The 13309-nt window shown below is 46.1% G+C and carries 11 protein-coding genes and 1 riboswitch; of the genes, 2 read left to right on the top strand and 9 right to left on the bottom strand.

The features are described 5' to 3' along the window. Positions 1 to 26: 26 nt before the first annotated feature. Positions 27 to 1220, bottom strand: a complete 1194-nt coding sequence (locus OH459_RS25990) for a multidrug effflux MFS transporter (RefSeq protein ID WP_026138203.1) — start codon at positions 1218 to 1220, stop codon at positions 27 to 29. 107 nt (positions 1221 to 1327) lie between these two features. Between OH459_RS25990 and OH459_RS25985 the strand changes: the two genes are divergently transcribed. Beyond that, complete coding sequence (locus OH459_RS25985; protein WP_172580867.1) at positions 1328 to 2269, top strand: LysR substrate-binding domain-containing protein; 942 nt, start codon at positions 1328 to 1330, stop codon at positions 2267 to 2269. Between the two features lie 203 nt (positions 2270 to 2472). After that, the gene (locus OH459_RS25980; RefSeq protein ID WP_269989503.1) at positions 2473 to 4263 is read left to right on the top strand and encodes an aminopeptidase P family protein; all 1791 of its coding nucleotides are present in this window, start codon (positions 2473 to 2475) and stop codon (positions 4261 to 4263) included. A 120-nt stretch (positions 4264 to 4383) separates the two neighbouring features. On the opposite strand, the gene thiH is transcribed toward OH459_RS25980, so the two are convergent. The 8 genes from thiH to OH459_RS25940 form a co-directional block, all read right to left on the bottom strand. After that, positions 4384 to 5496: a 2-iminoacetate synthase ThiH gene (gene thiH / locus OH459_RS25975; RefSeq protein WP_269989502.1), complete on the bottom strand. Its 1113-nt coding sequence runs from the start codon at positions 5494 to 5496 to the stop codon at positions 4384 to 4386. A 34-nt stretch (positions 5497 to 5530) separates the two neighbouring features. Then, positions 5531 to 6298: a thiazole synthase gene (locus OH459_RS25970; protein ID WP_045403455.1), complete on the bottom strand. Its 768-nt coding sequence runs from the start codon at positions 6296 to 6298 to the stop codon at positions 5531 to 5533. 5 nt (positions 6299 to 6303) lie between these two features. Beyond that, positions 6304 to 6558 (bottom strand): sulfur carrier protein ThiS, encoded by a 255-nt coding sequence (gene thiS / locus OH459_RS25965; RefSeq protein ID WP_172580265.1) that lies wholly within the window; start codon positions 6556 to 6558, stop codon positions 6304 to 6306. Positions 6559 to 6596: 38 nt separating this feature from the next. Beyond that, complete coding sequence (locus OH459_RS25960) at positions 6597 to 7370, bottom strand: HesA/MoeB/ThiF family protein (RefSeq protein WP_269989501.1); 774 nt, start codon at positions 7368 to 7370, stop codon at positions 6597 to 6599. Continuing rightward, on the bottom strand, positions 7357 to 8772 hold the full coding sequence (locus OH459_RS25955) for a thiamine phosphate synthase (RefSeq protein WP_269989500.1): 1416 nt from the start codon (positions 8770 to 8772) through the stop codon (positions 7357 to 7359). The genes OH459_RS25960 and OH459_RS25955 overlap by 14 nt, the downstream gene beginning before the upstream one ends. Continuing rightward, complete coding sequence (gene thiC, locus OH459_RS25950) at positions 8772 to 10712, bottom strand: phosphomethylpyrimidine synthase ThiC (protein ID WP_050937765.1); 1941 nt, start codon at positions 10710 to 10712, stop codon at positions 8772 to 8774. Before thiC ends, OH459_RS25955 begins: the two co-directional genes overlap by 1 nt. Positions 10713 to 10877: 165 nt before the next feature. Next, positions 10878 to 10976, bottom strand: a riboswitch (TPP riboswitch). A 61-nt stretch (positions 10977 to 11037) separates the two neighbouring features. Continuing rightward, a complete protein-coding gene (gene crcB, locus OH459_RS25945) occupies positions 11038 to 11421 on the bottom strand; it encodes a fluoride efflux transporter CrcB (protein WP_005430379.1) in 384 nt (127 codons plus the stop codon). 123 nt (positions 11422 to 11544) lie between these two features. Continuing rightward, complete coding sequence (locus OH459_RS25940) at positions 11545 to 12927, bottom strand: multicopper oxidase family protein (protein WP_269989510.1); 1383 nt, start codon at positions 12925 to 12927, stop codon at positions 11545 to 11547. Positions 12928 to 13309 lie beyond the last annotated feature (382 nt).

The raw sequence follows: 13309 nt of genomic DNA, 5'->3' as shown, positions 1-13309 counted from the left end.
ATTGGAAAATACTAAATTATCGAGTTTTACGCATTCGCCAATTTCGCATGCCAGTTCTTACCAGCTTTGCTAAACAGAATCACTAATGCAGGAAGCAATACCCACATATGAATCGCAATCAGAGTTTGTGGATCCAGTGATAAACGCTGTAGCGTACCCACCAACAAACCAGAGCCACTCATTTGGAACAAACCAAGTAGTGCAGCCGCAGTACCCGCTTTATCACCAAACGGTTCCAACGCTTTACCTGCTGCTGCGCCAAGAATCCAAGCAAAGCCGACCGATGAGATAAAGATTGGTAGCATGAAAGACAGTGCCGTATGGTGCTCTTTCATCACCATCATGATCACGCCAGCAATTGCCAGTAAGCAGATACCAACAACCAGTGAATTGTGTGTGCCCCAGCGATCCATGAACTTAGGCGCAAGCATACAAGCAGCAATGTTGAACGCCGCATTCAGACCAAACCAGAAGGTGAATTCATTCATCGATAGTCCCATGCCTGTCATCAACACTACAGGTGCAGACGTTACATAAGCAAGAATGACCGCCATCGCCATCAAACACAGTGAAGCGTGGAAGATGAATGATGGTGTGCTCAAGACTGCCCAGTAACGGCTCAATTTAAATACCGCCTGCTTTTCAGTTGCTGGGTTGGTTTCCTTCATTCCAAGGAACATCATCGCACCTGCAATTACAGCGAAACCCGCCATAAAGCTGAAGTTTGCACGCCAATCAAATTGTTGGGTTAACCAACTACCAAGAATCGGTGCTAATGCTGGGATAAAGCAGATCGCACCGTTGAGGTAGCTGATCATTTTGCCGCTTTTTTCCGGGCCAAAGATATCGCGAACTGTTGCAAAGGCTGCTACAGATGTTGCACAAGCACCCAAGCCTTGTAGCAAGCGAGCCGCCAACATCCACTCAATATTTTGAGCACTCCACGCCAATAAAGCGCTCAATGCGTAGATGGTGATGCCTCCCAATGCAACAGTTCGACGTCCGAGTTTATCTGCCAAGGGACCAGCGAATAGCTGACCAACGCCCATAGCAAATAGGAACCAAGTGATGGTGTCTTGTGCCAATGCATTTTCTACCTGAAAAGTGGACGCGATAAGAGGCAAAGCAGGTAGATAGATATCAATCGCAAGCGGACTGAACAGAACTAACATGGTCAACAGCGCCATCTGTTTTTTGCTATTTGTAATATGGCTAGACACAAAACACTCCAAATTGAACAAGAACTTTTGAGCAAAGCTTAATCATCTGATGATATGAATGGAAATGATGTATACTCATGACCATTATTCCAATGGGGAAAATCACTGTGAACGTAGAGAAACTGGCACGCATCGACCTCAATTTGCTGGTCTGTTTTAAAGTGCTGATTGAAGAGTTGAATGTCACCCGAGCCGCCCACCGACTGTGCTTGAGTCAGTCTGCCGTAAGTAAATCCTTAGCGAAATTACGTACCCAATTTGATGATCCTCTATTCACTCGAAACTCACACGGATTGACGCCAACACCGCGCGCATTGTTCCTTAAACCGAAACTGGATCTGTTGATAAACCAACTTGAGGTGCTGACTCACCCCGAAGAGTTCTCGCCACAGAGCAGTGAGTACCGTTTTCAAATCGCAGCGGTAGAGAGTGTCTACCCGCTCATTCTGCCCCACTTCTTGCCAGCAATATTCCAACAAGCGCCAGGCGTGACCATAAGCACCCACTCTTGGTCGGAACAAACGTTCAAGATGATTCAACGCGGTGAAATCGATTTAGGCATGACAGGTCGAGATATCGACATCAACGATGCCAAGCTGACTATGCTGCCGCCCGATGACATTTGTGAACAGGAAATCTATCGCGACCACCAAATGTGTATCGTGCGTAAAGACCACCCGGCTTTGCGTGGTAACTGGAACTTAGAAGCTTACCTAGCCCTGCGTCATGTACAGGTGCGTTGTGATGGCAACGACCGTTGGTTGCTCGACTATCGTTTAGCCGACATTGGTCGCGAACGTGATATCGCAGTCACCGTACCGGACTTTAACAGTGCCGCCAGTTTGTGTTCTTACACCGATTTTGTGTTTACCGCGCCAAGCCACTTTGTGAAGTTGGCAGCCAAACAACACGACATGGCGTTACTGCCGCTGCCACTCGAATTCCCGCCAATGGCTTACACTTTGTTCTGGCACCGAGACAGAGAAAATGACCCAGCTTTAACTTGGCTACGTACCATGATCACGCAAAAAACCGATCATCTTAGATAAAAATCCCGGACGCGATTTGCGCTCTTACGGTAAAATGAGTAGCTTAACAGTCGATAGTCCTTTTTGGCTCATCTATGGTCTGTTGTACTCCGACTCTATTGAAGTGATTGCGAACCTCAATGGAATCGTAAACTGCATGAAGCAGATGGAAACAGCTCCCACACCTGAGCATGAAGGAGCGGTAATTTGAAGGAATAACACAGATGCACAACGATACCCAAAGCCGCGTGAATGCAATTCGCGAATGGCTAGCACAACATAATATTGATGCCCTACTTGTCCCACATGAAGACGAGTACTTGGGCGAATACGTACCAGCTCACAACGAGCGTTTACATTGGCTAACTGGTTTTACCGGTTCTGCTGGTGCTGCGGTAATCACCAAAGACAAAGCCGCTATCTTTGTTGATGGTCGCTACACGGTACAAGTCACTAAGCAGGTTCCTGCTGATCTATTCGAATACCGTCACCTAATTGAAGAACCAGCACTAGATTGGATTACAGACCATCTTGCAAATGGCGCGTCTGTGGCAATCGACCCTCGCATGCACAACTCTGCTTGGCTAGACATGGCACAAGCAAAACTTGCAGGCGCACTTGAGCTTAAGATTCTCGCCAGCAACCCAATTGATGAGCTGTGGCACGACCGCCCTGCTCCTGTGGTTTCTGATGTTCGCCTAATGGCAACAGAAGCGGTTGGACAATCAAGTGAAAGCAAACGTCAAGAAATCGCAGAGCTGGTGAAAAAAACCGGCGCAGACAGCGCAGTGATCACAGCACTTGATTCTATCTGTTGGTTACTCAACGTTCGTGGTCTTGATGTATCACGTCTACCAGTTCTGCTTTCTCACGCGATTCTGCATTCAGATTCAAGCGTGGAATACTTCCTAGATCCAGCTCGCCTACCTGCTGAGTTTGACGCTCACGTTGGTTCTGGCGTAACAGTTCATCACCCAGAAGCATTACAAGCACGACTAGAAACTCTAACTGGCAAGAATGTACTGGTTGACCCTGCGACAAGTAACGCATGGTTTAAGTTGGTTCTACAAAATGCTGGCGCATCAGTGGTGAGTAAAGCTGACCCATGCCTAATGCCAAAAGCGGCGAAGAACGCAGTTGAAATCGCAGGCATGAAAGCATGTCATATCCGTGATGGCGTTGCGATGAGCAAGTTCCTATCTTGGTTAGATGCAGAAGTCGTTGCAGGTAACCTGCATGATGAAGCGACGCTTGCAGACAAGCTGGAAGCGTTCCGTAGCGAAGACCCGACACTTATGGATCTTAGCTTCGATACTATTTCGGCAGCAGGTGGCAACGCGGCGATGTGTCACTACAACCACGAGAACCAACCTGAACCTGGCAAGCTAGAACTGAACACGCTTTACCTAGTGGATTCAGGCGGTCAGTACCTAGATGGCACAACAGACATCACGCGTACAATTGCGATCGGTCAGCCTTCACAAGAGATGATTAAACAATTCACTCTTGCGCTAAAAGGTCACATCGGTGTTGCACGTGCACGTTTCCCGAAAGGCACTCGTGGTTACCAAATCGATACGCTAGCTCGTCAGCACCTATGGGCGGAAGGCTACGATTACGATCATGGTACTGGTCACGGTGTTGGTCACTTCCTAAGTGTTCATGAAGGTCCAGCGAGCATTTCGAAGAAGCAAATCGATGTGCCTCTAACAGAAGGTATGGTGCTATCCAACGAGCCAGGTTACTACCGTGCAGATGCGTTTGGTATCCGTATCGAGAACCTAGAGCTTGTTGTTGAAACCCCAACTAACGGTGACTTCCCTGTTCTGTCATTTGAGTCGCTAACACGCTGCCCAATCGACAAGCGCAACATCAACGTTGATATGCTAACTCGTCCAGAACTTGCTTGGCTGAATGATTACCATCAGAAAGTATGGGATGAGATCAGCCCACTTGTTGAAGGTGATGTGAAAGAGTGGCTTCGTCAAGCAACGCTACCAGTAGCACACAGCTAGAAGCTAGAAGCTAGAAGCTAGAAGCTAGAAAAAGTAGAGGGTTGATGTTTTACATCAACCCTCTTTTTTTGCTTATGTTTCACGTGAAACATAACGATGACCAGTGGCTTTCTTTGCTACTTAACCAGAATACGCCGAGTGCCAATCTCGCCATACTGGGTCAAATCCTTTCGCTCGAATCATATCTTCCACAGAACCCGCGCTTCGCTCATCGCTGATCTCAAACTGCTCGAGTTCAACATCATCCATCGCATAACCACCCGGCTGAGTTTTCGATGCCGCAGACATACTGGTAATACCTAACGGCAATGCATTGTCTCTGAACTTCGGTGATTCGCGAGTCGATAATGACAATTCCACTTCTGGATTCAATAAACGATAAGCGCAAATCAACTGCACAAGCTGCTTATCCGTCATGACTGATTTTGGTTGGAGCGCGCCCTCACAAGGACGCAAACGCGGGAAAGAAATCGAGTAACGGGTCTGCCAATACGTGCGCTCAAGATAGTCCAAGTGCGCTGCCACATAAAAGCAGTCGGTACGCCACTCTTCCAAGCCTATCAAAGCGCCAATACCGATCTTATCAATACCCGCCATTGCAAGACGATCGGGTGTATCCAATCGGTATTCGAAATCCATCTTATTGCCACGCAAATGGTGCTCGGCGTAAGTCGAAGGATGATACGTTTCTTGATAGACCATCACCGCATCCAAACCCAATATCTTGAGCTCTGCGTATTCGTCTTGATCTAGTGGCTGTACTTCCATCGCCAAATAGTTAAAGCGCTTCTTAATCATCGGCACCATTTCACGGAAGTATTTCATGCCCACTTTGGTTTCGTGTTCGCCAGTCACCAGCAATACGCTATCAAACTTCATGCGTTTAATAGCTTCAACTTCTGCAGCCACTTCGTCCCTATTCAAAGTACGACGCTTGATTCTGTTCTCCATTGAGAAGCCACAATAAGTACAAGCATTGGCGCACAAGTTAGAAAGGTACAGTGGAATGTAAAGCGACATGGTATTACCAAAACGCTTGCGAGTTGCCGAGTATGACAACTGCGCCATTTGCTCTAAGTACGCTTCAGCCGCTGGTGAAATTAGCGCTTTAAAGTCTTCCAAATCACGTTTGGGTTTATTCAATGCTCGCTCGACATCTTGTGCCGTTTTCGCGTAGATCGACATCGATATGTCATCCCAATTAAGCTGCTTAAATTGTTCAACGAAGCTCATGTTTTCCTCGCTTAATAGCTAAACCAATCTAGGACTAAAGCTCATCTAGGAATGACGTCAGTGGACTCGACGCAACCGCATGAGAAACCTTACCGGCAAGTCCGGCTTCATAAGCCATACGTCCCGACTCTACCGCCAACTTAAATGCCTTCGCCATCGCAACGGGATCGCTCGAAGCTGCAATCGCAGTATTGACAAGCACAGCATCCGCACCCATTTCCATCGCACGCGCGGCATGTGAAGGAGCGCCAATACCCGCATCCACAACCACAGGAACATTAGCTTGGTCGATAATAATCTCTAGGAAATCGTGAGAAACTATCCCTTTGTTGGAACCAATCGGCGCACCTAATGGCATGACTGCAGCACAGCCTACTTCTTCCAATCGTTTACACAGAACCGGGTCAGCATGACAATAAGGAAGGACAATGAAGCCCTCACGAACCAGTTGCTCAGCGGCTGCAAGTGTCTCAATTGGATCGGGCATCAAGTACTTCGGGTCTGGATGAATTTCCAGTTTTAGCCAGTTTGTACCTAACGCTTCTCGCGCCAGTTGCGCAGCAAACACAGCATCTTTAGCATTCTTTGCACCTGAGGTGTTCGGCAATAAGTTCACACCCGATTGTACTAACGGCAGCAAAATATCGTCTTGTTGGTCGTTCACATCGACACGCTTCAACGCCATGGTCGCAAGTTGAGATCCCGACACTTGAATCGCTTCTGCCATTAATCGGCTGTTGGCAAACTTCCCTGTTCCCGTGAACAGTCTTGATTCGAATTGTTTATCACCAATTTTAAGCATCGACTTTAACCCCCTGCGATCGCTTGAAACAAAGAGATGCTATCTCCCTGTGAAAGAACTGTGCTAGTCCACTCACTGCGCGGCACAACATTGTTATTAATTGCAAAAACACAGCCCATTTCAGGCAGCGCAAATTGACTAATGATTTGCTGTAGATTCGACTCACTGGCAACTTGATGTGACTGGTCATTGATGACAATAGTGATCACATCTAAGTCAGCAGCGGTCATTTGTGTTGTTTGTTGTTCTGATAACGTCATTGCTTCCTACTCTCTTAATTCTGCCCATTACTCGTAAGCTAAATCTGAGCACACACTTGGCACTGTTTATCTTTACTTATCACCATGGTTTGCCATTGCAGTTTCAATCCATCAAACAGGTGTAACTTGGCAGTCTCGACATGAAACTTTCCCGTCGCCAGTTTTTGAATTGCCGCTATCGCTTGGTAGTTACCAAGTGTCCCCACCACCGGACCGACGACACCGCTCTCACTGCACTTTTGCGTTTGCGGTAATTCGTCGAACGGATACAAACAGCGGTAACAGGCTTTACTCTGCGCTTCTTGTTCACTTGGTGTTTGGTAATCAAAGACAGCGAATTGCCCTTGCCAACCAATTGTTGCCGCCGAGATGAGCGGCGTATTTTGTTCGAAACAAACTTGGTTAATGAGCTGGCGCGTTGGCATGTTATCGGTGCAGTCGAGCACCACATCCGCCAGCATCACCTCAAGCTGGAGCTGTGCTTTGTCTAATCGCTTATTGAGAGCACGAACTTGGACCATAGAATTAAGTTCATTGAGTTGCTTTACAGTCGCTTTTGTTTTCGCAACTTGGAGGTCTTGTTCACGATAAATGATCTGACGTTGTAGGTTACTGCTATCAACTTCATCGTCATCAACCACAACCAATTTACCAACACCCGCTGATGCCAAGTACAAACTCGCAGCGCTCCCTAACCCACCACAACCGATGATCAGCACATGCGATTTGCTCAAACGCTCTTGCCCAATTTCGGCAATTTCAGGAAGAGCGACTTGGCGCTGATAGCGAAGGAACTGCTTATCCGTGAGCATGTTCGCCTCTCTTGGTATGCGCTAATTCACTATTCTGATCAGTAAACGTTAGCTGTCTTTCCTTCATCAGTTGTGCGAAGAACTCGATAACGGATTGAGGTGATTCTGCCAACGTAATAGCACGCACAACTGCCAAACTAGAAACACCTGTTTGCCAAACTTGGTTTGCATTAGATTGGTCAATGCCACCAATCGCGACCGTCGGAAAGCCAAGCACATAGTCACTATCTGCTTTGTCTTTTGCAGGATGGAAAACCGACTCTGTGTTTGTATAAGGAATGCTATCAATCAGCTTTTGATAAAGTGCCAAGCGCACCAAGCCTTGTGGTTTCGATGGCATCTGTTTTGTGGTGGTTGGGAAAATATGCCCTAGCGCGATGTAGCTAGGATGAATTTGTACGATGCGCAGTAGTTCGTAATAACCATGCGTAGAAAGACCAAGACGAATGCCGGCTTTAGTTATCTGAGCCAAATTCGATTCTTCTATGTCTTCTTGTCCTAGGTGAACGCCATAAGCGCCATGCTTTATTGCCAACTGCCAATAGTCATTGATGAACACTTGTGCTTGATACTGACGACCTAGCTCAATTGCTCGAATGATCTGTTGTTCTAAATCGGCTTGTTGTGGGTTCTTGATTCGCAGTTGAATAGTGTTGATGCCTAGTGGCAGCAGACGCTCAATCCAAGCAACATCATCAACGACTGGATAGAGCCCTAGACTTTGCTTAGTTAGAGTTGGAAAGCTAACACTCTCGCCTTGTGCTGACCAACCAACTTGAATACCTAGTCGGTTATCTTCCAGTACAGGTGTGGGGAAATCATCAAATTGGTCGGCCCACTGAGTAGCTCTTCCCTCGTCAAGGTTGTCATGCAATAGTGTTTCACGTGAAACATTCGCTTGTTGAGTTAGCATTCCTCGAGCAAGTGTTAACGCATCTTCGATAGGAAAATCGAGTACTGTCAGCGTTACAATCCAAGCAAGGTGATGTTCGGGATCGAACATTGCGTTGAGTTTGGACTTAACAGAGAGCGCTCTCACTTCGTCGTTAATTGGGTGACGCCAGATATCAAGCTGAAGCACTTTCTCCTTTTCATCGGATACCTGCGTATCAGCAATGCCAATATAAATCGCTTTCGACGGTTGCTTAGCACACGCTTCTACCGATAAAGCAGAGCGATAATAGAGCACAAATGAACTCTCATGCTCAGAATCATAACCATCAATAAGATCTGTCGTTATGCGTGTGTTCTGTTGGTCGCGAACAAGCTGAATAGATTGAGTTGGGCTCACACCCAACTCAATGTCTTCGATGCTAAAACCCTGTTCTTTCGCCAACAACAAACATTGCTGAACTAAACCTGTCAGTTCAATCAATGATGACGGAATAAGGATTTTGCTCATTAGTCACTTACCTCGGCATGTGCTGCTGGGTGGTATAGCTCAGAACCTGTATCTCTAAATTCTTGCGATTTCTGACGCATCCCCTCAAGAGGATCATCAAGCATTTTGATTGAGATAGCTTGGTCCGCAGCAACTTGCTCAGTATCTTTCGCGTATTCTCGTACCTCTTGCGAAATCTTCATCGAGCAGAACTTTGGTCCACACATCGAACAGAAGTGAGCAACTTTTCCAGACTCTTGAGGCAAGGTTTCATCATGGAAAGCACGAGCGGTATCTGGGTCGAGCGACAAGTTAAATTGGTCTTCCCAGCGGAACTCGAAGCGAGCTTTAGAAAGTGCGTTATCACGAACTTGAGCACCAGGGTGTCCCTTTGCCAAATCAGCGGCGTGCGCAGCAAGCTTGTAAGTGATCATACCTACCTTTACATCTTCTTTGTTCGGTAAGCCAAGGTGTTCTTTAGGAGTTACATAACAAAGCATCGCACAGCCATACCAACCAATCATCGCAGCGCCAATACCTGAAGTAATATGGTCATAACCAGGAGCAACGTCTGTAGTCAGTGGACCAAGGGTGTAGAAAGGAGCTTCATGGCAATGCTCTAACTGCTCTTCCATGTTCTCTTTGATCATATGCATTGGAACATGACCAGGGCCTTCAATAATCACCTGTACGTCATATTCCCACGCAACCTTGGTCAATTCGCCAAGAGTACGAAGCTCTGCAAATTGCGCTTCATCGTTAGCATCTGCAACCGAACCAGGACGCAGACCATCACCGAGAGATAGTGCGACATCGTACTTAGCACAGATTTCACAGATCTCTCGGAAGTGGGTATATAAGAAGCTTTCTTGGTGATGCGCTAAACACCATTTCGCGATGATAGAACCACCACGAGAAACGATGCCAGTAACGCGTTTTGCTGTCATTGGTACATAGCGAAGTAGTAAACCGGCATGAATAGTGAAGTAGTCAACGCCCTGCTCTGCTTGCTCAATCAGAGTATCGCGCATCACTTCCCAGTTAAGGTTTTCCGCCACACCATTCACTTTCTCAAGCGCTTGGTACATAGGTACAGTACCAATCGGAACCGGACTATTACGCAGAATCCACTCGCGAGTTTCATGGATGTTACGTCCAGTAGAGAGATCCATAACGGTATCACCACCCCAACGCGTCGCCCACACTAGCTTCTCTACTTCTTCCTCAATCGAAGACGTCACCGATGAGTTACCAATATTGGCGTTCACTTTGACCAAAAAGTTACGTCCAATGATCATTGGTTCAGATTCTGGGTGGTTGATATTAGAAGGAATAATCGCGCGACCTTCGGCGACTTCTTTACGCACAAACTCGGCGGTAATATCTTTTGGAAGATTCGCTCCGAAGCTTTGACCCGGATGTTGTTGATTCAGCACTTCATCGCGGTATTGAGCACGCCCCATATTTTCACGTAGAGCGATATATTCCATTTCCGGGGTGATTATACCCTTGCGAGCATAGTGCAATTGAGTCACGCACTGCCCATTTTTGGCACGTCGAATACGTGGCAGATTTCCGTAACGAAGCTCGTCTAGCGTTTCGTCTTCTAAGCGCTCTTTGGTGTACACCGAGCTTACTTCATCAAGTAGCTCAGTATCAGAGCGCTCTTCAATCCACTCTTCTCTCAGCTTAGGTAAACCGTTGTAGAGGTCTATGGTGTGATTTGGGTCTGTGTATACACCCGAGGTATCGTAAACGCGTACTGGCTCATTAGGCTCGAAAATAGGCGCTTCTTTTGTACCTCCAATAAGGCTATCAGCGAGTGATATTTCACGCATTGGCACACGAATATCGGGACGTGAACCCTCTACGTAGACTTTGCTTGAATTTGGGTACGGTTGTACCGAGAGTGTATCAATGAACTGTTTTGCTTCCAGTCTCGCTTGCTTGCGACTCGACATAGCATTTTTCCTTGCTTTGTTATGCTTAGATAAAAAGTATTGGGATAAAAATGCTTGGCGGATAGATGCGACAAGAGGAATCGAATTAAGGACAAGTTGAGCGAGTACTCTTCGTCTATAACAACATTCGACTATTTGATAGGTCGACCAGATAGAACCCTGGTGTAGATATCTTCTCTTGTTCCCTTCGCAGATTCTAATCTGATCAGGTTCAACGGATCCCGAATTAACGGTCTCAGCCTTATGGCACTCCGACAAGTAAAATCAGTATATAAAAACGGCTTGGTTAAACCAAGCCGACCTGATTAAGATTTGAGTATTTTTGCTAGCTACGCATCAATAATTGGAAACCAATCCACGCAGCTGAAATGCTTAACACGACATTCAGCAATACGTTCAATCCCATCTTAAAGAAAGCGCCCTGCTGCATAAGCAACACGTTATCCATTGAGAAAGTAGAGAATGTGGTTAATGCGCCCAAAAAACCAAGACCGATGATTTGACGCCATGGGTCAGTGACCATCAACTCAGTTTCAAACGCAGCAATCAGTAGACCCATAATAAATGAGCCAACAACGTTCACGGTCAAGGTACCGTACGGAAAACCACGACCGAGTAGCATCACACAAAGTTCAGAAATTAAGTAACGAGAACATGCACCAAATGCGCCACCCAATGCAATAAAACCCAAAACGGATAGTTGTCCCATAATTCCCCCAGAAAAGTTAATGGCGACATTGTAATCAAATTTACGGCAATAGTGATTATACAATCTTAGAATTCAGCAAAGTATAGCGCTTAAAACTTATCAAGATTTAAAAAGTTACAGGAGTCACTTTACTTCGATGTACCCCATCAAACCCGTCTTCATGTGTTCGATCACATGACAATGGTACATCCAACGTCCTGGGTTATCTGCAACAAATGCCGCTTTCGCGCTGCCGTTTTTTCCAAGTAAGACCGTATCGGTATGAAACGGTTCATCGAGTTTTTTGCCATCTAACTCAAGAACAGTAAATGTGTGCCCATGAAGGTGAATAGGATGATGATATTGGGTGACGTTCTTAAGGTTGAAGATATAGGTTTTTCCGAGCTCCAATGTTGAAAGCGGCGCTGGAATATTATCTTTACTCATTCCCTCCCAAGCTCGTTTGTTCATCAGCCAAAACTTAGGCATCGCTTTGCCCGATTTGTCGGCAGGAGTTACCGCCCCTTCCCATTCAAACACATAATCAATTTGCTCAGCATTTTCTAAATCAAGATCAGGCACAGGGTTTAGAGGCAATAAAGGCAGTTTCTGATTACTCGGCAGGTCAGACTCAACAATATCAAACTCACACAAAGGAAATGGGAAACGTCCTTTCATTTGACGCACATAAACACGTTCTCCAGCCTTCGGAGCAATCAATCCGACATCTAACCTCATTCCCGGACCAATTTTGTGCTGAGTGAGCTTATAAGGCGTTTTAACAGGATTACCATCTATAGCAATAACCCAAGCCTCTACGCCTTCTATAGCGATCGGGTAAGTAATGGTGTTATCGACATTAGCAATTCTTAATCGCGTGGTAGCATTCTGCTTCAACGCATAAACAGGCTCATGCACACCATTGACGCTACTCCACTCTCCTGGCGTTCCCATTCGTGCACTCAAGCGCGGCACCATTAGATTCTTCCACTGACCTTGTTTGTCTAAATGCCAATGCTTGAGGACGACTTCATGCTCTTCATTAAATAGAACGGGTTCTGCCTCTTCAACAATGATTAGCCCGACTAAGCCCATCCCAAGTTGCTTAACGCTATTCATGTGTGGGTGATACCAAAATGTGCCCGCATCTGGTGGTGTAAATTCATAAACGAATGTTTCACCTGGCATGATAGGCGGCTGGCTCAAGAAAGGGACACCATCCATTTCAATAGGGATTCGTAAGCCATGCCAGTGGATTGTAGTCGGCTCTGAAAGCTTGTTAGTAAACCGAATAATAACTTTCTCGCCTTGGCGACAACGAATCGTAGGCGCTGGAATCGAGTCATTAAATGCAAGTACATCCGTGGTAAACCCTGGTACCAATTCAGCAGTAGAAGGCTCTGCAGTGATGTCGTATATACGCTGACCCTGTTTATTAGTGCTCTCGGATAGAGAACATGCAGGCATAACGGTAAGCGCAGAGATCGCTAAGGAAGATTGAAGAAAGCGTCGACGAGATATATCCATGTATTTAGTCACTCATTATTCCAATTGATGTGAGTGTAACTAAATATTAATAATGATTCTCAGTTATCTTTTAAAGATGTGCAGTCATAATGCTCAGATTCAGAGATTATAAATGAAGATCTATATTTAATGGTCACTAACAAGATAGTAAGCACCCACACACATATGGCAAGTAAGTAAAAGAGATCGGTTTAAGAAGAAGAGAGTCTAATGGTAAATAAGGCTAGAGCAAGTAGGAAATTGAAGTCTCTAGAAACGACGAAAGCCTTGCTATTTCTAGCAAGGCTTTCTAAATAAGTGGCAGAGCGGCTGGGCTTGCACGCAATTGGACTCGCACACAAGCGGAGTTCATACACCAATAGGTGAATTTTAATTGTCAGAT

The organism is Vibrio sp. MM46 (assembly GCF_027587135.1).
Lineage (GTDB): Bacteria > Pseudomonadota > Gammaproteobacteria > Enterobacterales > Vibrionaceae > Vibrio > Vibrio harveyi.
Note: the sequence above shows the minus strand (reverse complement) of the source record. Positions and strands in the feature narration are given on the sequence as shown.